22 protein-coding genes are annotated in these 23,996 nt (G+C 35.8%); 9 read left to right on the forward strand and 13 right to left on the reverse strand.

Translation table 11 applies throughout. The features are described from left to right. Positions 1–302 precede the first annotated feature (302 nt). From BC008_RS16475 to BC008_RS16485, 3 genes are all read right to left on the reverse strand, one after another. Complete coding sequence (locus BC008_RS16475) at positions 303–674, reverse strand: hypothetical protein (RefSeq protein WP_027845706.1); 372 nt, start codon at positions 672–674, stop codon at positions 303–305. Positions 675–1,284: 610 nt separating this feature from the next. Then, positions 1,285–3,579 (reverse strand): glycosyltransferase, encoded by a 2,295-nt coding sequence (locus BC008_RS16480; RefSeq protein ID WP_027845705.1) that lies wholly within the window; start codon positions 3,577–3,579, stop codon positions 1,285–1,287. A gap of 1 nt (position 3,580) precedes the next feature. Further along, on the reverse strand, positions 3,581–4,633 hold the full coding sequence (locus BC008_RS16485) for a DMT family transporter (protein WP_027845704.1): 1,053 nt from the start codon (positions 4,631–4,633) through the stop codon (positions 3,581–3,583). A 327-nt stretch (positions 4,634–4,960) separates the two neighbouring features. Between BC008_RS16485 and BC008_RS16490 the strand changes: the two genes are divergently transcribed. The 3 genes from BC008_RS16490 (at position 4,961) to BC008_RS16500 (ending at position 8,515) form a co-directional block, all read left to right on the forward strand. After that, a complete protein-coding gene (locus tag BC008_RS16490; protein ID WP_027845703.1) occupies positions 4,961–5,446 on the forward strand; it encodes a DM13 domain-containing protein in 486 nt (161 codons plus the stop codon). A gap of 430 nt (positions 5,447–5,876) precedes the next feature. Next, the gene (locus tag BC008_RS16495) at positions 5,877–6,632 is read left to right on the forward strand and encodes a DUF4079 domain-containing protein (RefSeq protein WP_027845702.1); all 756 of its coding nucleotides are present in this window, start codon (positions 5,877–5,879) and stop codon (positions 6,630–6,632) included. A 464-nt stretch (positions 6,633–7,096) separates the two neighbouring features. Beyond that, positions 7,097–8,515: a sensor histidine kinase gene (locus BC008_RS16500; RefSeq protein WP_027845701.1), complete on the forward strand. Its 1,419-nt coding sequence runs from the start codon at positions 7,097–7,099 to the stop codon at positions 8,513–8,515. A gap of 1,104 nt (positions 8,516–9,619) precedes the next feature. Here the strand turns inward: BC008_RS16500 and BC008_RS16505 are convergent. From BC008_RS16505 to BC008_RS16530, 6 genes are all read right to left on the reverse strand, one after another. Then, positions 9,620–10,009, reverse strand: coding sequence for a 6-pyruvoyl trahydropterin synthase family protein (locus BC008_RS16505; protein ID WP_027846285.1), 390 nt, complete (start codon positions 10,007–10,009; stop codon positions 9,620–9,622). A 191-nt stretch (positions 10,010–10,200) separates the two neighbouring features. After that, complete coding sequence (locus tag BC008_RS16510) at positions 10,201–10,869, reverse strand: cytochrome b/b6 domain-containing protein (RefSeq protein ID WP_027846286.1); 669 nt, start codon at positions 10,867–10,869, stop codon at positions 10,201–10,203. Between the two features lie 93 nt (positions 10,870–10,962). Further along, on the reverse strand, positions 10,963–11,601 hold the full coding sequence (locus tag BC008_RS16515) for a hypothetical protein (RefSeq protein ID WP_036268279.1): 639 nt from the start codon (positions 11,599–11,601) through the stop codon (positions 10,963–10,965). 121 nt (positions 11,602–11,722) lie between these two features. After that, positions 11,723–12,490, reverse strand: a complete 768-nt coding sequence (locus tag BC008_RS16520; RefSeq protein ID WP_027846288.1) for a DUF6817 domain-containing protein — start codon at positions 12,488–12,490, stop codon at positions 11,723–11,725. Between the two features lie 244 nt (positions 12,491–12,734). Next, entirely contained in the window at positions 12,735–13,013 is a 279-nt protein-coding gene (locus BC008_RS16525; protein ID WP_027846289.1) for a response regulator, read from the reverse strand. A 293-nt stretch (positions 13,014–13,306) separates the two neighbouring features. Beyond that, positions 13,307–13,705: a PepSY domain-containing protein gene (locus tag BC008_RS16530; protein WP_058183681.1), complete on the reverse strand. Its 399-nt coding sequence runs from the start codon at positions 13,703–13,705 to the stop codon at positions 13,307–13,309. A 401-nt stretch (positions 13,706–14,106) separates the two neighbouring features. Here BC008_RS16530 and BC008_RS16535 point away from each other — a divergent pair, with 401 nt between their 5' ends. Next, positions 14,107–15,288, forward strand: coding sequence for an MFS transporter (locus tag BC008_RS16535; protein ID WP_027846290.1), 1,182 nt, complete (start codon positions 14,107–14,109; stop codon positions 15,286–15,288). A gap of 106 nt (positions 15,289–15,394) precedes the next feature. On the opposite strand, the gene BC008_RS52100 is transcribed toward BC008_RS16535, so the two are convergent. Further along, positions 15,395–15,526: a hypothetical protein gene (locus tag BC008_RS52100; RefSeq protein WP_268768224.1), complete on the reverse strand. Its 132-nt coding sequence runs from the start codon at positions 15,524–15,526 to the stop codon at positions 15,395–15,397. A gap of 398 nt (positions 15,527–15,924) precedes the next feature. Between BC008_RS52100 and BC008_RS16540 the strand changes: the two genes are divergently transcribed. Beyond that, entirely contained in the window at positions 15,925–16,212 is a 288-nt protein-coding gene (locus BC008_RS16540) for a Mo-dependent nitrogenase C-terminal domain-containing protein (RefSeq protein WP_058183682.1), read from the forward strand. On the opposite strand, the gene BC008_RS16545 is transcribed toward BC008_RS16540, so the two are convergent. Beyond that, positions 16,209–17,468 carry a GAF domain-containing sensor histidine kinase gene (locus tag BC008_RS16545; protein WP_027843556.1) on the reverse strand — a complete coding sequence of 420 codons (1,260 nt, stop codon included), beginning with the start codon at positions 17,466–17,468 and terminating at the stop codon, positions 16,209–16,211. The genes BC008_RS16540 and BC008_RS16545 overlap by 4 nt on opposite strands. A 701-nt stretch (positions 17,469–18,169) precedes the next feature. On the opposite strand from BC008_RS16545, the gene BC008_RS16550 reads away from it, so the two are divergent. The 3 genes from BC008_RS16550 to arsS all read left to right on the forward strand — a co-directional run bounded on the left by BC008_RS16550 (position 18,170) and on the right by arsS (position 21,763). Continuing rightward, positions 18,170–18,844 carry a response regulator transcription factor gene (locus BC008_RS16550; protein ID WP_027843555.1) on the forward strand — a complete coding sequence of 225 codons (675 nt, stop codon included), beginning with the start codon at positions 18,170–18,172 and terminating at the stop codon, positions 18,842–18,844. 673 nt (positions 18,845–19,517) lie between these two features. Next, a complete protein-coding gene (gene arsM, locus BC008_RS16555; protein WP_027843554.1) occupies positions 19,518–20,483 on the forward strand; it encodes an arsenosugar biosynthesis arsenite methyltransferase ArsM in 966 nt (321 codons plus the stop codon). Positions 20,484–20,776: 293 nt separating this feature from the next. Continuing rightward, positions 20,777–21,763 carry an arsenosugar biosynthesis radical SAM (seleno)protein ArsS gene (gene arsS / locus BC008_RS16560; RefSeq protein ID WP_027843553.1) on the forward strand — a complete coding sequence of 329 codons (987 nt, stop codon included), beginning with the start codon at positions 20,777–20,779 and terminating at the stop codon, positions 21,761–21,763. Between the two features lie 52 nt (positions 21,764–21,815). Here the strand turns inward: arsS and BC008_RS16565 are convergent, their stop codons facing one another. Continuing rightward, positions 21,816–22,112 carry an acylphosphatase gene (locus BC008_RS16565; protein WP_027843552.1) on the reverse strand — a complete coding sequence of 99 codons (297 nt, stop codon included), beginning with the start codon at positions 22,110–22,112 and terminating at the stop codon, positions 21,816–21,818. Between the two features lie 190 nt (positions 22,113–22,302). Then, positions 22,303–22,710: a heavy metal-responsive transcriptional regulator gene (locus BC008_RS16570; protein WP_036265596.1), complete on the reverse strand. Its 408-nt coding sequence runs from the start codon at positions 22,708–22,710 to the stop codon at positions 22,303–22,305. A gap of 254 nt (positions 22,711–22,964) precedes the next feature. On the opposite strand from BC008_RS16570, the gene BC008_RS16575 reads away from it, so the two are divergent. After that, complete coding sequence (locus BC008_RS16575; protein ID WP_321170082.1) at positions 22,965–23,798, forward strand: hypothetical protein; 834 nt, start codon at positions 22,965–22,967, stop codon at positions 23,796–23,798. Positions 23,799–23,996: the final 198 nt, after the last annotated feature.

A 23,996-nucleotide genomic window follows, 5' to 3' on the forward strand; every position in this document is an offset into this window, starting at 1 on the left:
CCAATTCGACGTAAAACCATTGATTTATAAAGCTTTGAGGCTGTTTTTTGAGCAAAAAAATGTCTAAGTCCCGTTAGTCTGTGTTTCACACTTAAAACGTGTAAAGTGTTTTGTTACCTTTTCAAAGGTAAAGTACAGTCAAAAAAATTTGGTGCGCTAGACCGTCAGTCATAACGCACGCTAAAAATACCTAATTTTTTACGTGTCTTCTTGACACTCTTTTTACTACCAAAGACCTTATCGCCTAGGCTTAATACGAACGAAAATCAAATCCTATAATTAAAGGTACTAGAATTTAAACTTTAGAATATAATCGGTTCTTGACCGCGCATAGCTCTTAAAGCGTTGAGACAAGAAGGACAGTCACAACCAAATAGTGCGATCGCGCTATCACTTTCTTCATCCGTGAATTTAATCTCTATAATATCATCAGTTACGGATTGTACTGGATCGGCTTTTGCTACAGTGATCGGACGCTTAACTTTTGGTACTTGAGAAACTCGAGTACAAATCAATTTATACCCGCCATGCGGATTCATGACACAGTTTTTATCCCCTTGAGTTTGAACTTGTGTCTCAGCTGCCGAAACGGGATTGACTAGTGCCACTAAGGAAATAAAAGAAGCGAAGATGGTCGGGCTGGAAAGTAAAGTAAGTATAAATTTTTTGTTCATTACTTTTCTTATAACAGATAGCTGAACGCCAAGACTATCCGATAAACTATATACTGGTCAAGTTAAAGTTTATCCGGAATATTGACTAGATTATTCAATAAACTCAAAGAAGGTAGAATTACCTTTTTTTACTCCTTCAAGTAAAATTTATATACTTCAGTCACGTATTGACTAATCTGAAGTTAATAAGTTCCCCTGAGAAAAACAAACAGAAATCATTAATTGCCTTTTTACCCAAGAGAATAATCCACATCAAGAAGTCTACCAGAAATAGATCGTTTGGGGACGGATGAGCACAAATTACTGGATAGGAATATTTGATTAGGTAATATCCAACCCAACTTACCGCTCAATTTTGTTTGGGCCTTTATTTTCTGGATTTGTTTTTCTTAGATTTTTTTGTTGGGAATTTTAACTTTATATTTGGTCTTAAATTATTTTGCTTAATATTCTATGAAAAAATAGCGATCGTTACTACTGTAAGGATTGAATTACACAAAAAGTTTAATCGTGTTTATCTAAATTTCATGAAGCTGCTAATTTAGGTGACGAGATAGGAGACACAGGACAACATAATTTTTTAGTATCTGGATCGAGTTTTATTTCTCAACTAAGTTTTAGAGACAACTGTTGCACTCACATCCAATCTTCTTTGGAATAAAATACGCGGTTTAATCAGAATTTTGAACAATATCAACAGAGATTCCCATTCACCAGGGGTACACCGACCTTTCCACTGACCGGGACGACAGAATAACATTTTTACTAAACTACGGTGTTGTTCGACGCTAACTAAGGGGAATTTAACTCTTACCGTAGGAAACTCATCTCTCGATCCGGTTTGGATGATTTGGGAGTCAAGTTGTAAATTTTCTTCAGCAATTTCTAGATTCATTGATTCCACTTGGGCTAAATCTATGGGAGGTTTTTGAGTTAAAGCAATTTCTGCACCGACCTCGGAAATCATGGTGGTTACTCCCCAAATATCTTGACCTTTTTGGGTTTGCTGATTTTGATTTTTGAAACTTAGACGTACTACTCTGCGTAGGTCGAACCATTCATAAAGATCTGGTTTTGGAGCATCCCATAAGATTAGTAAGGAAATACTCAGCAGCAAGAGATTATATCCACTCCAAATCCAACCCAAATTCAAACCTTCGAAGTGTTGTACTAATTCTGGTGTATTACTACTTTGCCAGAGTAATGACAAACACATCCCCAGATTTCGCCATAAACTAATAGCGGTAGCAATCAACAAAACTATTAGGGGACATGCTAGACCCCAATTAAAAATGTAGCGATTATTAGCTGTCCCTTTGGGGGTAACTTTAAACCCTTTGGAAAATGGGTTAAGCATTACCTGAATGACCGTTAGTGCTAAGGGAAAAACCAGTACTAAACTGTAAATTTCAGAAAGAATTGCAGAACGCGAGCGATGATTTAACCAAGAAAATGCTGTTAATTGTACTAAATAAAAGGGTAAAAAGTAATATACTATTTCTTCTAAGCTTGCTTTAATCGGAATCACACCTAAAAAGGAATAAGCTAACGGCATCATTAAAAATCCGATTCGAGAAATTACAGCAAACCAGTTAAGCAAACCTTCAAAATGAGCTATCCTTTGTATTGGTTTTAATCCACGAATTGTTAACGGATTAGATTTAATAAAAAATGCTTGGAGAGTACCTCTAGCCCAACGTATGCGCTGAGTTGCATGAGCAGCTATATTTTCTGCAGCTAAACCAGCACTTAGTTTTTCATTTAAATAAATTAACCGATAACCTCTCGCAGATAAATTAATTCCAGTGAAATAATCTTCACTCAAAGATTCAGTAACAAAACCACCTGTTTCTTGCAGTGCGCTGCGTCTTATAACAAAAGAAGTTCCCGCACAAACTACGCTACCCGCTCCATCCTTAATTGGTTGGATTTGACGATAGAATATTTCTTCATCTGGCGTCACGACATTTTCTAAACCAAGGTTATAAGCGATAGGGTCAGCGTTATAAAAACTTTGAGGGGTTTGTACTAAGGCGATTTTTTCATCTTGGAAAAAACCAACAGTACGCTGGAGAAAGTTTGTGGTTGGGATAAAGTCTGCATCAAAAACAACAATTAATTCACCATTAGTTTTTGTCAGCGCGTGGTTTAAGTTACCTGCTTTTGCATGACGGTTATCGGGTCTAACAATGTACTCACATCCTAATTCTGTAGCTAAGGCTTTCATTTGGGGACGTCGAGTATCATCGAGGAGATAAATTGTTTTATTCGCGTAATCTAAAGACTGACAACCAATTATTGTACGTCGGAGAATAAATGTCGGTTCGTTATAGGTGGGAATAAAAATATCAACTGATGGGGTAAATTTTCCTTCAGTAACAGCAATTGAATTAAGATCTGCTTCTCGACGCCGATCTTTGCTATTCAACATTAAAAACAACTGAATGCTAGTACTGGTAAGTACTAAAATTTCCAAGAAAAATAATCCCAAACTGAATACCCCATTGAGTGGATCGACAAGATTAAGGGTAGATAAGGAACGCCAAAAAATATAACGAACTGCTAAAACCAGCAAAATACCAATTACTAGTCTTCGATTCCAAACACGTGGTTGGGGATAAATTTGCTTAATTCCCAAAACTATTAGTAATAAAACTACAGTTGGGACTAATAAATATTTCCCTGCAACCATTGGTACCTCCAACCACAGAGGAGGATTTTCTTGTAATAAATTAATTTCGGCAAAAATAGCATTAATTCTATTTTCACCGCTAAACCAGGCAAAAACAACAACTGCAGATAAAATAAAAGTAAGTAATAAAACTAATGTTGCCTTTCGAGGTTTAAAAGAATATTTATGAGCTAGATAGTTTTTACGCTTTTTATCGAGGTGTGTGAGCTTCATTTTACATTCCTTTAAATCCAGGTTTATCAATTATTTCTAATCGAACTTCTTCAGATTTTTTGACTTGCAATCTGGACTGGCGTTGGATACCGATTTGATTGAGAAATATTCCAAATAAAACGATACTTCCGCCAATATATTGGGCAAGGGTTGGAGCTTCTCCCAAAATTAGATAAGCTGCTAATATACCTGCCACTGGCGTAAAAGAACTAACTAAAGAAACATCAGATGGTGTAGAATTTTTTAACCCGGTAAACCAAGCAAGTTGTCCCAAAACAACTATCACGCCAGCATAAATTAACATCCATTGCCATAGGAAGGGTGAAAAAATATCCATAAAATGTTGAGGACTAAAGAAGTATATTGCTGCGACAAAAAAGACAACTGTTGCGATCACAGTTCTAAATACACTAAAAATTCCTAAAGGTATTTGCTGTAGCTTTGCTTGGCTGACAATTGTAGCGATTGCTAAACCCAAAGCAGCGAGAGCAGTCATGATCTCTCCGACACCGACAGAGACAAAATTATCAGGACTCATGGTATTTTCCCATATGCCTTGAAGAATGACTGTGGCAAATACTCCGAATAGAGAAATAATCGCACCAGTAATTGTCCAAATATCAACTCTAGCTCTGAGAAATAAGATAGATAAAACTAATGCTAAGGGAGTTTCAATCCGCCCAATTAACACTACATTTGTCACCATTGTTCGAGAAAGAGCCTCAAAAATTAACCCTGGTGCAACTGCTCCGGATAAAATAGCAACAACAATCATACTCAGCCAATTTTGAGTAGAAATTTGTTTTAAATTATTAATATTCAATTGTCGCCAATAAACAGCGATTAATAATAATAAAGCGCAAATATTGCCAGCAAATAAAACATTACAAGAAGAAATCGGATTTCTCCCATCAATTAGATTTTGGGTTCCGAGTTCAGTTAATTGACGAGTAATCGCGTTTGCAGCACCGAATATTAGCACCGCAATCCACAAATAAATTTTTCCTCGGGTACCACTAATAAAATTTGAGACTTGGGAAATTATTCTGCTCATGATTTGTTTAAAGTATTCTAATCATGGGTATTCTAAGATGATTTCAACAGCCAGTAGTTAATTGCCATAAAAATATGTAAAATGTGCAACAGAGAAAAAATATATATGCATCATAAAAACTGATACGACTCTCAGGTGCATATTTCAGTTGAAGCATATTCAATCATGTAGTATAAAATTAGCTATGAAGTGTTACATTAAAATGAGATTAGAAATCAATCTCGAAATTGGTAGAAATTTTTAACAACTTCTCAGCCTATATTAATTTTGTTACTGCTACAAAGCTTTAAAGTGGAATCATGAACCGATTTGAGGACACTAAGCACAATGAAGCTAAAATCTTTAGTATTAGTAGGTTTTGCAACTTTATTAACAGTTGGATGCTCTGCGCAAGAAGTATCTCAAAAACCAGAAACTGAAGCTGTAAATCAAGCTCAGACCCAAAAAACAGCTGTAGAAAAAGTTTCTACTTCCAATGCTGAGAATTTATCTGGGACATTTAAATCTGCAGAACATCCAACCCAGGGTGAAGTTAAGGTGGTAACAGAAAATGGCAAAAAATACCTGGAGTTCGATGGGAATTTCAAGACAGATAGCGGTCCAGACCTGTTTGTAATTTTACATCGCAACGATACATTACCAATTACTGGTATTAAGGAGAAAGATTACGTCAGTATTGCACCATTGAAAAATACTAGCGGAACTCAAAGTTATGAAATACCTGCAAATATAAATATTTCAGAGTTTAAATCAGTTGCGGTTTGGTGTCGAGAGTTCAATGCGACTTTTGGTTACGCACCTTTTAAGGTCTAATCTAAACTATATTTATTTCTTATCGATTTAGTTTTTTAATAACAGTGTTCAACTGGTAATTTAAATCCAAAAGTTAATTATCTATTGGTCTAAATTGCCTTCAAAGCAGGGTACATCTTTAATTAAGGGCTTATTATTCGCTTTTTCGTAATATGTTGTGAAATGTAAAGTTTTTGTTTACTTCGCTTACTTACAAGTTTCTATATATAGTATTTTTCTTTTATTCTAAGTTTTGAAGTTCTAAGTTTTGAGGTTTTAAATTTTGAGGTTCTAAATTTGGAATTTGGAATTAGGAATTGAAAATTCAGAATTGTAGCTTTTAAAGTCTGTAGCCATTAAAAAATTTATACAGAATCAATAAAAGTACATTTTTCAGTTGACAATCGACCAGAATACAAAAATTACATAGGGGTTTGCACAAAATATCAGCATGGAACTTACAGATTTTATTTCTCTCATACATCCTGCTCTTGCAGTCATTTTCGTATTTCCACTTATTGGGAATGTTTCTAATTTTGCATGGCAAGCTCGCCAGCGTCGCTTACAAACAGCAGACAAAAAAAAGAGTAAAATACCAGCTGTTGCGGGTCCAGAACACAGACGTTTTGGTAATTGGTTAACAGGTTCTGTTGTCGGACTGACTTTGATTGGTTTAGCCTACCCAATTTTTACAGACAATATTATTAAAAATAAATTGTGGTTTAAAGCACCATTCCAAGCAATATTTATTGTCTTAATGTTTGTTGCAACTATTACTTCTTTAGTTTTTTTGTATAAAGCCAAACAGGCATTATGGCGAGGAATTTTTGCAACTTTAACCGGTGCAGGTTTAGTAATTCTTGGGTCTCAAGATGGTGTATTTCGGCGTACTAATGAGTGGTACTGGTCGCACTATTATTATGGAATTGCAGCAGCACTATTAATGGTTTTTTCCCTAGCAATTGTGCCAGAAATTTATCGCGATCGCAAAAATCGCTGGCGGATAATTCATACTATTCTAAATACGTTTGCATTACTGCTGTTTATTGGTCAAGGTATGACAGGAGCGAGGGATTTGTTAGAAATTCCTTTGAGTTGGCAGAAACCTTATGTTTTTCAGTGTGATTTCCAAAATAAAACATGTCTACCAAATAATCCACCTAATCAGCAGTCAATGCTGAATATTAACAGTAATAGTAATTACTAGTACCACTGCGCGGAAGTCATTAGCAAAAGCGTGTCCGTAGGACATAAGTCAAAAGTATTATATTACCCTAGCTTCTGGACTTTATAAATGGTTGCTTTATTTCCGCCTTAGTGTACATTTATTTGCTCCTCATAAGCCTTCAGAGGCGTTATAGATAACGTCTCTGTAAATTAATAGTAATGCTAATAAAATCTGACATAAAATTAACAATTAACTGCCAAATAAAGTAGTTTCAATTTCGAGATGTTATTTTATTAATATTTAGATAAATTATAATAATATCTACTGACTCTGAACAAAATTTAAGTTAAGAAGGATGCACTACAGATAATATTTAATGAATTAGACGTGAGCTTATAAGTCTTATGAGATTTATTAATTATTTAAGATTATCACAAGTTTTAACAACAAATATATTTCTCAAAACTCAAGCTCAATAGCAAAATAATAGTAGTAGCAAAATAGTGAAAAAATTTAGTAAACTCTGGAGAACAATTGACTCATCTTCTTTACGCTTTCGATTAACAGCTGGGATCGCAATTTTATCGACTGTAGCTTTAGGAGGTCTGGCTGGTTTAACTAGTTGGAGAATGCAGCAAATCTTGATTCAATCTCACAAGGATAATGTTGCAGAAATTAATGAAAGTATCCCACGGGATATGCAAGTTTACAGGCAAATGTATTCTCAAGAAGAAGCATTGCAAAAAGCAGTTGATAAGTCAACTATTAGTAATACGTTGGTGTGGGTTATAAATTCTGATAGTAAGGTTCTTGCACAGTCAAAATCTTTAGATAAATCTTCAAGTTTGAAGCAATCTCAATTACTTGCTCTCAAACAAGCGCCTTTATCACCAAAAGTTCGTCAATTAAGTAATCGTTACTTTGTATGGTGTGGGACTCCTCTGAAGGATAGTAGAGGAAAATCGTTGGGTAATTTATTTATAATGCATGATATTACTCGCGATCAAAGAATGTTTATTACACTTGTTCAAAACCTTTCTGTTGCGAGTGTGCTAGTAATTATTGCAATTTCAACGATCATTGCCTTTTATATTAGGCATTCTCTGCAGCCCTTACGTCAATTAAGTCATATGACAGAAGTGATTTCTGTCGAAGATTTAGGTAAAGGACATCTATACTTGGAAAATGCACCTAGTGAAGTTAGGGAATTAGCTAAAACTTGTAATATGATGCTCTCACGTCTTTCTGAGTCTTGGGAGAAAGAAAGACAATTTGTGAGTAACATTTCCCATGAATTACGTACTCCACTGGCGATTGTTCATGGATATTTACAAAGTGTATTGCGACGTAAGCAGAATTTAACTGAAACCCAAAAAGAGGCTTTAGAAACTGCTGCTTCTGAAGCAGAAACCACTATTCGTTTACTGGAAGATTTATTAGAATTAGCACGCGCTGATAGCGGTCATTTACATTTGAAAATTCAATATTATGTATTAAATGATATTGTTGCCGAAGTTGTAGAAATGGCGCGTCAACATAGTAATAGACTAATTAAAATTGAAGGAGGAAATAATATTATTGAAGTTAAAACTGACTATAATCGGCTCAAACAAATCTTATTAAATTTAATTGATAATGCAGTTAAATATTCTCCAGCTAATCAGCCAATTACTTTAAGTATTTTTAGACAAGGTTCAGAAGTAATTATTCAGATTTGCGATCGAGGTTATGGTATTCCTTTACAACATCAATCGCGGATTTTTGAACGTTTTTATCGAGTAGATGAAGCACGTAACCGGGCTGGTGGAACTGGTTTAGGTTTATCCATTGTCAAGACTTTGGTTGAGCAGATGGGTGGTAATATCAGTGTGCGTTCTAAGCAGGGTGAAGGAAGTACTTTTACAGTTAGTTTGCCGGTTTAGGTGTATTTTTGATAATTGAGAATTGGTAATTGGTAATCTTAATAGTTTACATTCAGAATTTAGCTTACGAGATTATTCAGCTATGTAAATCGAACGCAAAATAAATAACCAGGGTTTTATCAGCAACTTATACTGTATGTTTTTAATATTTGTCTGCTATATTAGGATTACAAACTAAAAAAATACCGTCAATTAACTTCGTCAATTTTTAGTATATTTAATTTCTTATTAGTAATTTCTCACTTCGTTTTATTTCTCCCATTCTTGATTCGATTTCTGTTTAATTAGTTTCCAGGAATAATTTCAAAGTGAATAAGTGCAAAATTAATAAGAATAAATGATTCTTGGGTGTGAGCTTCGTAAATTCAAGTTCTATTTATTCTTGAGCAAAATTCAATTATCGACGTCATCAAAAAAACAGTGATATCTTGCAGCATTCTCAATAACCGCCTTGGATTAAAATCCCAGGCTCATAAACAAAGTCTGATAAATCAGACTAGTCAAGGGTTTAGCTATGCTAAGAGTGCGTTTTAACGTACTTTGTCTATGAGCCTGAAAATTTATTTCAAGGTGGGAATTTGGGCTAAATGACATTGTTGTAAGTTATCAGTTTAGGGATAATTTTGGAAGTTACTTCCCTACCCTATCCCAATATTATAAAAAATAATAAACGAAAAACTCATGGGGAGTGAAAATCATCTCAAAATCCTATTTAAACAAAATTTCAGGGTTTGGAAGTTACGAATTAATTTAAATTATTTATCAGTAATGGTAATAATTATTTAAGGCTAACTCATATCTTGCACCTGTGAGTGTTAACCCAGATAAATTCAAAATACATGCCATAAGGCTACCTAATTTTTATGACTTTATATCACTAAGTTAAGGGTTCTGGCTTTTTACTGAGTAATACATTTACATCAATTTTTGTTGGTGCAAGATGTAAGCTAAGCGAATGCAGTGCGATCGCTTATTAATTGGATTCAAAAAATATTAAATAGCTCAATACAATTGATTTAAATTAGCCTTTAATTTTCAAGTCTGAATTTAATTAAAACCTGAGCTTCAAACCTGAATTTTTGAAAAATTATCCCTATTCTCGAATTAATCATCTTCATACTCAGCCCAAGAATTAGGTGTTTCCGATACTGAAACCTTGAGCTTCACACCTGTGGGTAAAATTTTCTTAGTTTTATCATAAATATATTTAGCAATCATCTCGGCGGTGGTTTCATACTCTGGAGGCATGACTTCGTTTAAAATACAGTGGTCTAGTCCGCCTTTGGTGACATCTCTTTTCGCCCAGCGCAGCGTCCTAAAATCAGCAACCATTACCGGATGAGGACAGTATTCTGAAGTGTGTAGCTCGGATGCAGTAGCTTCCATTTTTACCGTGTAATTATGTCCGTGCATCCTACCGCAAGGCCCATCATAATCTTTAATATAGTGGGCACTACTAAAGGAAAATTCTGTTACTAGTTTCCATTTGGGCATTACGATTCACCTCCTAGGCAATGAAATGGTAAGCAACCATTGTATGCCTATTTTCATTTTATCTCAGTCTATATTGACCAAAAATAATAACGTTGCCGAAAAATAAAAGCTTATGACCGACAACTGTAGCCCGTAAGAAAATAGCTTTAGCGATCTGCTGACTGATAAATTCCTCAACTCCCAACTACATTTTAAGAACTAAAAGCTGGCAGAATAAATGCCATAATAATACCCCCAATCACGAATACTTCAGTCATTTTCAGTAGCCAGTTGGAGTGGTTAATTCTGATTCCTCTAAACCAAAAAGGTGGGGTATCTCGATCGCGTACTCCCCAATGAAACATCGATAATAACAGCGGAACTCCCCCTACTTTGACTCCAAATAGTAGATGTAATGCGAGACTAATCAAGACACATGTCCATGCAACTAAATGACTGAGATACCATTGGTGGTAAATTTCTCCAGCAGGAAGCCATTCTTCTTTCATCATTCGACCAGTTAGCACGGAAAAGGTTACCGCAAGCAACATCAATGTATTTACCAGACGATGTATAGATGTCCACCAAACTGATGAACGAAGTTGTGTCAATTGTTTAAAAGACTGCTCTTGTAATAGGCGATGATGACCGATATGGAAACTGTACAAAGCAAAAACTGGGAGAAGTAATAGAAATATTAAAGCGATAGTGCCATGAATACCTTGAATATCCTCTAGTTTTGGTAAAGCTAAACTACCCCAACGTTTATCATAGGTGTTGTAAACCCAAAAACCTGAAACTAACGCCAAAATCGCTAGTAGTCCAGTTGTAGCGTGTAATATTCGTAGTAGAACAGGTTGGTATGGAGTAGACTGTGGCATATTAAAATGATTTCTAAATTAAGAGTTTATTGAACAATAGCAAAATCAATATTTTTGCTGAAAGGTTAATTAAAGGTTAGTTACTAGTTGTTATTAATAAATGAGGTCGTTTGGAATTTCGCCGATAAATTCAACACGTTTATCCCAGTCAGGAATACGTTGTTTCCAATACTCGAGATTATGGGTTTGTGTCGAGTACTCTTCCTCTAGCGATAGCAATAGTTCTACCTCCGTTCTATTAAGCTTATTTTCAGACTCTAATTCTTGAAGTCTTCTCATCTCATCGCCAATTTTTCCGGAAGATAATTCAATAAAAACTATGCAATATCCATTCCCACAGCTACTAATCTGATTATCTGCATAAGAAAAGCACAGTCTGTCAATTTGACATCCGTGGTAATATTGCAATTCTTCCTCTACTCCAGAAAGTACGCGTTTTCTTATAAGGTCAGGAATAATTTCGGTGGATTGATTTCCAAAATAGCAACAGCTATTATCTACTACGTCACCAACTCTAAGCGGTTGATTAGTAGCAACGCTAATAGATCTAAATTGATAACCTTGTAATTTATAAACAAAGCGATTGTGAACCAAGCCGATTTCAGCAAGAAGGTGATAAATGTAAGTAGGTAGATTTCTCGGCTTAAGGTTTAAAATTTTTTTATCCACAGTTATCCTCCATTTTCGTTTTTGTGGGTAAAACAAAAAAATAAATTTTTGCAGAGGTTGCACATGTCTCACCTCGCCGAATTAAACTGTTTTTCTGACTATTATTTTTGTGTCAATTATTTTTTGTACCTTGATTAATTGACAACCTATACTTACTTTCGACTTGTTACCAATGCGTATATCACTAATCTATTCTACGCCAAGCTTGCATAAGCTTAGTGACAACTTTGTTGGTTAGCATATGCTTAATTGACTTCAATAGAGCAAAGATAAAAGGTTCTCTTAAACCAGGTGAGATAGTAAAAGACGATCCTTTTTCCCGCTGTAACATAGATGGAATATTCGCTATTTTTGCTCGTTGAAGACTTTCGACAAGTTGTTCGGCTAAGAGTGGGTACCCCAACTCTAATGCAACTTCGACTATCGAGAGAGTATGCAGTTGTGCAGTAGAATTTTGTGCTTTTTTACAATAGAGCATTCCTAAATCCAACTCATCTTCCAAGTCATTAGCAAGCCGAATTAGTAGAACTTGTCGCTCTACCTGCGAAAGCTCATTTATTCTACTACGAGCAATACTAATAGCTTGCTCATCCCAGGCTAATGATGTATAAAGAGCCACAATAGACTCTACCTCTTCACCCACTAGCTGTGCTAAGTATTTCTGTTTAGCCTGAGTAATCCCGTATTGTCTGTTTCCAAAATCCCCTTGTGCATAAGCAGCATGGAGGAGACCCGCAACTACAACACTTACCGGAGAACTTTGTGTAATGAGAATACTAGCGGTACCAATCGAATGAGCCACAAAAGGCTTCCCGTTCGCCCGGTATCTTCCGGAAAATAGTTTCATTGCGAGTTCATAAGCTTGAAAAGTACGGGTCAAATCGGCATCGGAGTACTTAGCTTCAATGATCTGGTTGTACAGTTGTAGATTAGTTTGAGCATATGAGTGCATTGATTCCTCCTCAAATAAAAAGTAAAGGTAACTTGTGTGAGGAACGTATGGAATATTTACCAAAGACGGCAATACACTCTGTAATTTCCCCAACAACAAATCACCTTTATTTTTTTTGAAAGGTCTAAGAGCCTTTAAAATTTTAGTTATAAAAAGTTAAGAACTAGGAAATATTAAACCGATTTAGTCCAAATTAATTTTCACTACTGATAGCATCTTCTTAAAACAAAATCTCTTAACATCATTACGGCTCAAAGTATGTAAATACTTTGCCTGAATCCAGGATAAAATAGGCTTGAATAAGCACCTTAGAATTATTAGCTCTTAACCTATGATAAAGTTTAATTCCACCTAATTTGGGCAACATTATATCTAATAAAATAAAATCGTATTCAGCCGCTTGTGAATATTCCCATCCCTCAATTCCATCTCTAGTAATATCAACAATATGCTGTTGATATCTCAAATTTTCTGCTAAGGATTTAGCGATGCGGTCGTCATCTTCAACAATTAAGAACCTCATTGCTTTCCTCTTTAAAATAAGGCTACAATTATCAAAATAATTTGTAACGGAACCTAGACATTTTTTGATTCAAAAAAGCCTCAAACCTTCATGGACAGATAGTTTTACACCAATTGGTTTTTTTCTCGATATATCTGAGTTATTGTTAGCGCTACACTCTGCTAAAAGTGATATACAGGGGTTTGAATCCAGTGGCTTGTCATGACTGGGATTTGAAGCTTTTTATTCCTTATTTTTTGTCTAAGTCCCGCTAATCGCCGAAACGAAATCAGATGTCAAATCAAAAATTTTATTTATCGATCAGAGGGGAGTTGAACGCTATTAGGGACCTTAACACTACTTTGTAAGCTATCTTCGACAGCCCCCTCTTTACCCGCAGGTTCGCTACCTAAGACTTTACCGTTTCCCGCATCCACGTAGACTACTGTCTTCTCTGACTCTACTTCGTAATACAAACTGCGATTTTCATTTGCATCCAGTTCGACTTCTTCAACTTCACCTTTTAAAGTACTTTGAGCAGCTTTCTTGGCTTGTTCGGCTGTAATCTTAGCATAGGGGCGTAATTTGGCTGCTATTTGACGTTCTTGTTGCTCTTCATTGGGAGATTCTGCTCGGACAACAGGAGACACTCCTGCTACTCCCAAAGTAGTAACTAAAAGAGTAGTTAGTAGAGCTTTGATTGAGTTTTCCATCTTTTGAATCTCTTAACTTATGAGTGTTTAGTTGGTTGATTTTAAGTTAGAAGATCAATGTCAAGAACTTTGTAATTTTGCGAATTATTTTGGCTCCATTGGACTGATTAAAATTAGACATAAAATTTGATATACTCAAATCTATACACAAATGCTTTGCAATAGTACACTTTTAATTAGTAAAAATCGTAAAGCTAGGGATCAAAAATTTGGTATGAATGAAGCTGGTAGCTTACGGTTTAAGAAATTTATAGCAGTTGATATTTTGAATATGTCCGAAAAATTTGCTGGTATAAAATCAATACGAAGTAAGTAAATGAATAAGTAAGTAAGTAAATAAATAAATAAATACTAAATACCAATTTGTTAATAAATATTTCCCATTATTACCTCAACAAATCGTGAAAGCGTTATTATCTCAAAAGCTTCCTCGTAATATCTGGTTTCTAGGATTTGTCAGTTTACTAACTGATATAAATTCTAAAATGATCCAGTCCATCCTGCCTTTATTTCTGGTTTCTGTTTTGGGAACGAATTTAGTTACGGTAGGGGTAATTGAAGGAATTGCTGAATCTACCGCCTCTGTTTTAAAAATATTTTCCGGCGCACTCAGCGATTATTGGGGAAGGCGCAAACAATTGGCTTTAGCAGGATATGGACTATCAGCATTAGTTACTCCGCTATTTGCGATCGCTACAACTCCAGCTTGGGTTTTATTTGCTCGTTTCGCTGACAGAGTAGGTAAAGGAATTCGTGTTGCTCCCCGCAATGCATTAGTCGCCGATGTTACCCCACCTTCCCAACGTGGAGCAGCCTACGGGTTACGACAATCTTTAGATACTATAGGTGCTTTCAGCGGACCATTTATTGCTACAGCGTTATTATTTTACTCCAACCAAAACTTTCGCTTAGTCTTTTGGTTAGCAATGATACCGGGCTTCATGGCGATCGCCATACTTTGTTACGGCGTCCGAGAAACTCCCAGGACAAATAGTGAAAAACGTAATCCTTTACAGTGGAGTACACTCAAAAGATTGAGTAAAACTTACTGGCTGTTAGTTGTAGTGGCATTATTATTTAATTTAGGTAACTTTAGCGATGCATTTTTACTACTAAGAGCACAGCAAATCGGCGTTCCTACAAGCTTGATCCCTCTTAGTTTCGTAGTCATGAACGTCACTTATGGATTAAGTGCTTACCCCGTGGGTGTATTGTCAGACAGAATTGGTCGTAAAGGGTTACTAATTAGTGGATTTACACTATTTTCCTTAGTTTATTTTGGTTTTGCTGCAGTTCAAACACCCTGGCAAATCTGGGTACTTTTTGGGTTGTGTGGCTTGTATTTAGGTAAAACTAAAGGCTTACTACTCGCTTTAGTTGCTGACATGGTTCCCGAAGATTTACGGGGTACAGCATTTGGACTAATTAATTTAATCACTGGTTTAGCGCTATTACCAGCTAGCCTTCTAGCGGGAATATTATGGGAACAAATCGGTCCTCAAGTTACATTCACGGTTAGCGGTGGATTTGCGATCGCAGCAATCCTAGTGCTATTAATTTCTCCTAAACATCGAATGTCCTAAACATTGAAGTTGTCATAAAAGCAAAAAATTTTTCGTCTCCATACTGTTGCTACACAATGGTACTGAGCTACTAGGTTTAACCCGGAACTGATACCAAATCCGATTTTTAAGACCCCTTTATATTTTTTGGGATTTCCCCCACACCTCCCACACCTCCCACACCTCCCACACCTCCCACACTTCCCACACCTCCCACACCTGTCAGACCTCCCACACTCCCCACACTTCCCTCTCTCATTCTAAAAAGGGGTAATGAACCCGGAACTGAGGTGATATTTTAGGTTGTTAATAGTAGGTTTGGCTTAACAGCGCGAAACGTCCAAAAGCCTGTAATGTAAAGCTTTGAAGAATTTGCTACTAGTTCCGAAAAAATATCCGGAGTCATGTCAGTAGGAGATGTAGTTATATATCAAGGAAAGGTTCCAACTTCGGACCACTAACCAACAAATCACAATTGCATAACTTTAGGTAATCAAACCTATATATAAGTAGAAAGCGAAAAACATCTAATCTGAAAATCAGTCTCAAAGTCAGAGTTAAATAAATTGTCCTCTGAAGGCTGATAACTAAGAACAAAGTAATTCATCACTAACAAATATTAACTCTAAAACTCCCATACTGGGGAGAAGGATTATTATGACTGCTTTTACACAAATTTGCCAAAAACATGACTTACTCTATCCCGTTCGTCAATGGTTAGAATCTATCGAAATCCATAACCCTAAACTTGCACATTTCCTATGTAAACTGGTTCCTTCACAATGTCCATTTGAAAGAGATGTAGTTCTTTTTGGTCGCAAACTATTTCACATCCCAGCAATGTGCAAGTTAAATCCCCTTTACGAACAAGTCGTAACTTTACGCTTTAAAGCTCTATGTTATCTTGCAGATGAATGTGGAGAAGATGTGACAGCTTATTGTTAGGAAGAAGTGGGTAATTTAATACTTATAATTGTTCCTAACCCTGCGGTTGAAGTAATTGATAATTCTCCATTATGTGCTTCTATTATACGTTTAACTATTGCAAGTCCGAGTCCAGTTCCAGAGGATTTTGTCGAAAAGAAAGGTTGGGTTAGTTTGGGTAAAACCTCTGCAGGTATTGGATCCCCACCATTATGAATCCTAATATATACTTGTTGTTCTTGAGTTTGATGCTCTATTTGTAATTTAACAATATCCCCAATATTAATTGCTTCATAAGCATTGCGCACTAAATTTATTAATACTTGTTTAATTTTATCTTCATCTCCCATAATATTTACAGGTGAATTAGCAGGGTAAAACTCAAGTTTTCTCCCCTCACCTTCTGGCATTATTTGTAGCGCTACCAAGAGATTCGTAATTAGTTGATTAATATCAATTGCTAGAAGTTCTAAGTTTTGAGGCTTTGCGTAAAGTAATATTTCTTTTAATAATCTTTCTAATCTATCTGCTTCTTCTAAAGCTAAACATAACCTTACTTGAGCAGGTTCTGATAAATCTAACTTTTTAAAAAAATTCAAACCCATTTTCATAGTTGTAAATGGATTGCGAATTTCATGAATAATACCTGAAGCAAATTCACCGATCGCAGCTAATCTTTCTTTTTCGACAAGTTTCGCTTGAGCTTGTCTTAACTGTTCTGTTCTTCGGGCTACTTCTGCTTCCAAAGCCTCATTAAATTGCCGTTGTTGCTGATAAAGTTGATAATTATCAATTGCTGTCGCCGCACGTTCAGCAAAGAGTTGAGTAATTTCTAATTCCTGGTCAGAAAAATTACGCGGTCGCTTATGAAAAGAACATACCGTTCCAATAACTTCACCCTTCGAAGTTTTGAGCGGTATCCCCAAATAAGCACGATACCCATCCGGTCCCACACCGTATTCGCTACAGACTTGAGTATCTTCAACAATTAGATTTTTTCTATTTTTAACAACTGTTCCAGACAAGTGACCGTGTAATGAATAGGAATGATGATCCTTTCCCATATCGATGCTACTAGCGAGGATTTTACCGGAACCCCGGTGGCAAATTGTAACTACAGATAGATCTATTCCAATTAATTTACTTACACCACAGGCTATTTCTTTAAGATATTCTGGTAGCTTGCCATCTCTATAACTTAGAGATGATAGCATTGCCACTGCTTGCTGCTTTCGCTGTCGTTCTCCTAATTGTAAAAATAAAGAATTAAAAAACATTGAATAATCCTTAACTTAAATTACTGATTGATTTTTATACAATAAAATTAAATTTTATTGTTTAGCAAGATAACTACACATTTATTCTATGTAAGTTACGGGTATTTAAGGAGGTAGTGAGTAAATAATGGTGTTAACTGTTCGCATTTGTTGTTAAGCATTATTGATAATTATCCGTATTCCAAACACTTGACACTAAGATATGTGTGAAATTCTATTCTCTACATTTCCATCCCTTACAATGCGATCGCCTGCAATTAGATGGTTTACTATTCGATGCCCTATATTCGATGCCCTATATTCGATACCCCATAAGATATACGATCACAATCTAAACTTTGGATTTTTATATCAGTCTCTGGTTAAATTGCAATCAAAAATAAGATTGGAATATCCTTATTAGCGCCCCCTGCTGCATTTACTCCTGCAAATATTGGGTTGGGTAGAGAGTGGTAGCATACCCCCAGTCTATGTCTTGAGTCTGATTATTTTACCTAGGTTTAACATTCATATTGTGAAATACAAGTATCCCAAGACATAAATACAAAGAAAAAATTATAAACATGGTAAAGATTATTTGATATTGTTTGAGATTGTTTTGAACTGGTAGTAGAAATGTATACTTTTTATTTGGGTTGATAAATCACATTTCAACACTTAATTGAAAAAAATTGAAAATAGGAAAAAAATATTAAACTCCCATGACGGCGCATATATTATTAGTTGAAGATGAAGTCAAGTTGGCTCGGTTTGTGGAATTAGAGTTGAGCTTCGAAGGTTATCAAGTTAGCGTCGCTAACGATGGTCTGAGTGGGTTAACGATGGCGCGGGAATCTCATCCAGATATAGTAGTTTTGGACTGGATGCTACCAGGAATGTCAGGGGTCGATATTTGTCGTCGTCTGCGATCCACTGGAGAAAAAGTTCCAATTATTCTGCTGACAGCAAAAGATGAGGTGAGCGATCGCGTAACAGGTTTAGATGCAGGTGCGGACGACTATGTTGTCAAACCTTTCAGCATTGAGGAGTTATTAGCCAGAATTCGCGCTCATTTACGTCGTAACCAAGAAGAAGATGTAGATGTTTTACTATTCGAGAACTTGAAGTTAAATCGTTCTACCCGGGAAGTGTACCGAGGAACGCGTCAAATTGAACTAACTGCGAAAGAATTCGATCTACTCGAACATTTAATGTCACATCCACGCCAAGTTATTACGCGCGATCGCATTCTTGAAGAGGTTTGGGGTTATGATTTCATGGGTGACTCCAACATCATCGAAGTATATATTCGTTACCTAAGATTGAAGTTAGAAGCAAACAATGAAAGGCGTCTCATTCAAACTATTCGAGGTGTTGGTTACGTACTAAGAGAATGAGAATAACTTGACAATTAAAATTACCATTAATATATCCGTCGCTGAGATAAAGGTTTTTATTCTCTAAGAAGGTGTTTATAAATAAAAAATAAAATTATTGTAGGGTGTGTTAGAAATATCACTATATCTCACTTTCAACAATAACTTAAACAGGCATAACACACCATATAGCATCGGTAGGTTACGGCAAATTTTGCATTATTCCAATAATCAAATCCTTATTTAGCCGTCATCTGCCTACTTTAAAATTTATTTATAAACATACTTTAATAAATAGGCCATCCGTTGTTTTTTTGGTCAAAGTTTTTTTGGTCAAAAATATAAAAAAAATAACAACTCGAAGGAGAGCATAAATAATTTAATCTGTACCAAAGTCAATTCTCAGGAAAAACTCATAAAACTGAGAAGCATTTGTATTTAAATAAAAATAGCTCTAAAAGGTACTTAAATATCCGTAGTCCTTGCGAATCAATCTTAAAGCAGTGTGTTTATCTGCTTTGAGTTTTTTTATGTGCCAAAGAACTACCAATGGCAGCAAAAAATAATACAAGTAACCACTTAAGATAGATCTAGTATAAAGTGAATCTTAAGTTTAATAGTTGAGAAGTAAAATTTCAGTTGAGATTGCAAGAGCATTATTTTGCAAGAATCCGCGATAAATATAGAACCAACGATGACTTATTTAGACACAGCAGCTCAATTCTACAGTGAAGTAGCACAAACACCAGAAGTAGGACTCTGTTGCGTGCAGAGTACACCTATGCAACTACCGGGACTCAATATACCCCTGACAATGCAGGAGATGAATTATGGTTGCGGTTCTACAGTTCATCCGGCAGAATTAGTTAACCAACCGACTGTACTATATGTTGGTGTTGGTGGTGGGCTAGAAGCTCTACAATTTGCCTATTTTACTCGACGTCAGGGTGGTGTAATTGCAGTCGATCCAGTGTCCGAAATGCGTCAGGCTGCGGCACGCAATCTAGAAATCGCAAAAGCTGAAAACCCTTGGTTTGAGACTAATTTTGTAGATATTCGTCCTGGTGATGCTTTTAACTTGCCAGTTGAGGACAATTCTGTTGATGTTGTAGCTCAAAATTGCCTTTTCAATATTTTTGAACCAGAGGATTTAGCTCGGGCTTTAGGAGAAGCTTATCGCGTATTGAAACCAGGTGGACGTCTGCAAATGAGCGATCCGATTGCGACTCGTCCAATTCCAGGACATCTACAGCAAGATGAACGCTTAAGGGCTATGTGTCTTTCAGGTGCACTTACCTATGAAAAATATGTTCAACGTATAATTAATGCAGGTTTTGGTCAAGTAGAAATTCGTGCCCGTCGTCCCTATCGGTTGTTGGATCGAAAGACATATAATTTATCAGAAAATTTACTGCTAGAAAGTCTTGATTCTGTTGCTTTTAAAGTCGTAATTCCAGAAGATGGTGCTTGTATTTTTACCGGTAAAACTGCAATTTATGCTGGTTCTGAAGAATATTTTGACGATGGAGCGGGACATATTCTCCAAAAAGGAGTTCCTGGAGGAGTTTGCGATAAAACTGCAGCTAAACTAGCAGCTTATGCACCGGAGATTATGGTAACTAACTCCACTTGGCATTACGATGGTGGCGGTTGTTGTTAATAAAAATTGCTGAAATCTGTAGAAATTCTAGAATCAGGTGTTGAAGTTTAATAATTAACACTTATCCTGAGAAAAATTGGGTGCTATAACTTCCCAACCAAAGGTATAGATAGATTGACTATAGATTGATTAATAAGGGCGTATCTCTATGCGCCCCTATAGATACCATCAATAAATCATCATATAAATTTTTCAGTGAATTCCCTACTGCTAATTCAGCATAGTGAAATTTCATAAATTGCTAATCAATAACTGTTAACTGTTAACTGCTAACTGATAACTGATAACTGAAAATGATTAACACAACAATTACACCTTTTCATAAAAAACTTGATTCCCCACTAACAAAAAAAGCAATTACAGTTTTGCAAATCAACCTCGGTCGTCGCTGTAATCTTGCTTGTAGCCATTGTCATGTAGAAGCAGGTCCAAAACGTACGGAAGAGCTTTCTCCAGAAGTTTGTCAACAATTAGTTGAGTTAATTTACAAATTTCCCCAAATTCAAATTGTCGATCTAACTGGTGGTGCGCCAGAAATGAATTACGGGTTTAAATCTTTAGTTGAAGCAGCAAGAGAAAATAATAAGCAGGTAATTGTTCGTTCTAACTTAACTATTTATTTTGAAAATGGTTTTGATTATTTACCCGATTTTTTTGCTAAAAATCAAGTCAAAATAGTTGCATCTCTGCCATGTTATTTAGCAGATAATGTTGATAAAATGCGTGGTGATGGTGTTTTTGATGCTTCTATCAAAGCACTACAGTGGTTAAATAAAGTTGGTTACGCAACACAACCTAATTTAACTTTAGACCTAGTATATAATCCTCAATTACCCAACAGTGAAAAATTTTCCCTTACCCCAGACCAGGCTAAATTAGAACAAGATTACAAACAGTTTTTACAAGAAAAGTTTGGTATTGTCTTCAATAATTTATTTACCATTACAAATTTGCCAGTAGGTAGAACTAAATTTCATTTAGAACGCAAGAAAATCTACGCCCCATATTTGCAATTTTTAGAATCTAGTTTTAATTCTAGTACAGTAGAACACTTAATGTGTCGGGATGAAATTTCAGTTGATTATCTCGGTAATATATATGATTGTGACTTTAATCAAATGATGAATCTACCTGCAAAAACCTTTGATGGAGAGATACTCACAGTTAAGAAATTATTGGAAGCAGGTAATTTAGATTTAATTCATCAAGTGCAAACGGCTGCTTACTGTTATGGTTGCACAGCGGGTAGTGGTTCCAGTTGTGGTGGAGCTTTGTTGTAGGTGGCGATTAGGGATTGGGGATTGGGGATAATAATACTTTACTCATTACTGATCACCGTCTCACCTCAAAACCCTCTAACCCTTCAGGTTCAACATATTCAACACTAACATCCCGAACCACAGCAGAAGGCGATCCCTCATGACACCAGTTAATCATTTTTTCTACAGTTTTGCGATCGCCTTCAAAAATAGCTTCTACCCGACCGTCAGGGAGATTTTGCACCCAACCATTTATCTTCAACTGAGAAGCTTTCTTTGTTGTGAAATATCGATAACCAACACCTTGTACCTTTCCAGAAACTAATACATGGGTGCGAACTTGCTTTTGTGCGGATGAAGGATTTTGCATAACCTAAAAAAGATATTCTATTGTGTACGTAACACACAGTATATTAATTTTATTTTCTATTTATAAATGCCTTCTAGGTATAGAGCTACGTAATTAGGTTCGGACATTGGTGAATGCTCAAACCTATGACTAGTAAACTTCTGAATTCTGAATTTTGACTTTTGAATTTTGACTTGCGCGTAGCGCTATATTACTTCTGAATATTGGGACAGATTATTTCTTTTGGCTTAGTTGTTGCACTATGCCAATCTGATATTAATCCTTGTAATTCGCTGCGTAACTCTAGCAAATCATCAATCTGTTTGTTAATATCTTCTATTTTGTATTTCAGCTTTTGTTGAATATCATCACAAGGTGGTTTTCCACCATCATAAACTTGAAGAATTTCACTAATTTCTTGCAAGCTGAGTCCTAAACCTTGAGCGCGTTTGATAAATGATAGTCGTTTAAATACCTCAGCAGAAAATAGACGGAAACCCCCTTGAGTTCGCTGTAAAGATTGGATTAAACCAAAACTTTCATAATAGCGAATAGTACGAATGGGAATTCCACTAATTTGTTGGACTTGACCAATTAAAAATAATGTTTCGCTTTTCATTCCTATTACGTCAATATCCCACAGATATCATAGTTGTAAATTTTTACTTATCATCGCTCTAAAAATCACTAATCTCTAATCCCTAGTCCCCAATCGCCAACAATCAAAACATTAAGAAACACTAAGCATTAAAAGACAAATAAATTAGCTGTCACAAAACAAAAAATATTTAAATGTATTATTTATATCATTTTGAACGACAAATTAACATTTAGAAAGTATAAATGTCATGGGTTCAAAGGACAGATAATTTTGTGACACACAACCCTAAAGCTTCATCAAATAAAAAATTACATTGCATACAGTGGCACAGCAAAATTATTACTGATGAAATTATGAATAGTCAGTTGATTCCCACAGAGGAATTATCTTCTCTGGATATTGAGGCAATGTATTTGCTTTTGAGCAAGCATTTTCAGGGTGTAGAGCGAGATGTGTTTAATGCTGACCTTAATCATAAAAATTGGGTAATACTTATTAAAGACAGTAAAACAAATCAGCTCAAAGGATTTTCAACTTTATTATTTTATAATACCGATTTTACTGGTGAAGATATCAGTATTGTTTACTCTGGGGATACGATTATGGATCCCAGTGCTTGGTCTAGCTCGACACTATCTCGAACTTGGATCGATTCAGTTAATAAATTACGTACAGAATATTCCCAAGGGAAACTATATTGGTTACTGATCTGCGGTGGTTACCGTACTTATCGCTTTTTACCGATATTTTGGCAAGAATTCTACCCCCGCTATGATGTTGCTACACCGCCAGATATTGCCAATTTCATGGAATATTTAGCCCAAGAGCGCTTTGGTAAAAATTACAATCCTATATCCGGAGTTGTCAGCTTTTCCCATCCTCATATTCTCCGGGAAGGACTCAGAGGTGTCCCCCAAGAACGTTTAACCGATCCCCATATTGAATTTTTCGATAGAATGAATCCGGGACACCTAAATGGTGATGAATTGGTATGTTTGACAGAAATTAGCGAAACCAATCTAACCCCAGCAGGAAAACGAATGTGGTTCGCATCTGTAAGTTCATCCCCAGCAATTAAAAATTCAACCTTAAGAATTCCCGCTTAAAAATAAATTATAGGAAATGTTGAAGTATGTGGTGTTGAATCGGTCGAGGAGAAAAAACTTAAATTTTGTAGCAAAATTCAGAAGTTAGAATATGATTTGCGATCCTATGTGCAGCGCAAGATGCACTTCGCACTCTGTGTACTAATAAATCTATTTTGCTCAGATATCCGCTATAAATCCCAACACAAGTTTTTCATC

The sequence above is a fragment of the Mastigocoleus testarum BC008 genome (genome assembly GCF_001456025.1).
GTDB classification, from domain to species: Bacteria; Cyanobacteriota; Cyanobacteriia; order Cyanobacteriales; family Nostocaceae; genus Mastigocoleus; species Mastigocoleus testarum.

Coding starts and splice junctions, on each gene's coding strand:
- BC008_RS16490 (WP_027845703.1), top strand. CDS start 4,961: ATGAAGCTAAAATCTTTAGTATTAGTAGGTTTTGCAACTTTATTAACA.
- BC008_RS16570 (WP_036265596.1), bottom strand. CDS start 22,710: ATGAAAAGCGAAACATTATTTTTAATTGGTCAAGTCCAACAAATTAGT.
- arsS (WP_027843553.1), top strand. CDS start 20,777: ATGATTAACACAACAATTACACCTTTTCATAAAAAACTTGATTCCCCA.
- BC008_RS16540 (WP_058183682.1), top strand. CDS start 15,925: ATGACTGCTTTTACACAAATTTGCCAAAAACATGACTTACTCTATCCC.
- BC008_RS16480 (WP_027845705.1), bottom strand. CDS start 3,579: ATGAAGCTCACACACCTCGATAAAAAGCGTAAAAACTATCTAGCTCAT.
- BC008_RS16495 (WP_027845702.1), top strand. CDS start 5,877: ATGGAACTTACAGATTTTATTTCTCTCATACATCCTGCTCTTGCAGTC.
- BC008_RS16520 (WP_027846288.1), bottom strand. CDS start 12,490: ATGCACTCATATGCTCAAACTAATCTACAACTGTACAACCAGATCATT.
- BC008_RS16550 (WP_027843555.1), top strand. CDS start 18,170: ATGACGGCGCATATATTATTAGTTGAAGATGAAGTCAAGTTGGCTCGG.
- arsM (WP_027843554.1), top strand. CDS start 19,518: ATGACTTATTTAGACACAGCAGCTCAATTCTACAGTGAAGTAGCACAA.
- BC008_RS16505 (WP_027846285.1), bottom strand. CDS start 10,009: ATGCCCAAATGGAAACTAGTAACAGAATTTTCCTTTAGTAGTGCCCAC.
- BC008_RS16510 (WP_027846286.1), bottom strand. CDS start 10,869: ATGCCACAGTCTACTCCATACCAACCTGTTCTACTACGAATATTACAC.
- BC008_RS52100 (WP_268768224.1), bottom strand. CDS start 15,526: ATGAGAGAGGGAAGTGTGGGGAGTGTGGGAGGTCTGACAGGTGTGGGA.
- BC008_RS16545 (WP_027843556.1), bottom strand. CDS start 17,468: ATGTTTTTTAATTCTTTATTTTTACAATTAGGAGAACGACAGCGAAAG.
- BC008_RS16525 (WP_027846289.1), bottom strand. CDS start 13,013: ATGAGGTTCTTAATTGTTGAAGATGACGACCGCATCGCTAAATCCTTA.
- BC008_RS16475 (WP_027845706.1), bottom strand. CDS start 674: ATGAACAAAAAATTTATACTTACTTTACTTTCCAGCCCGACCATCTTC.
- BC008_RS16530 (WP_058183681.1), bottom strand. CDS start 13,705: ATGGAAAACTCAATCAAAGCTCTACTAACTACTCTTTTAGTTACTACT.
- BC008_RS16565 (WP_027843552.1), bottom strand. CDS start 22,112: ATGCAAAATCCTTCATCCGCACAAAAGCAAGTTCGCACCCATGTATTA.
- BC008_RS16485 (WP_027845704.1), bottom strand. CDS start 4,633: ATGAGCAGAATAATTTCCCAAGTCTCAAATTTTATTAGTGGTACCCGA.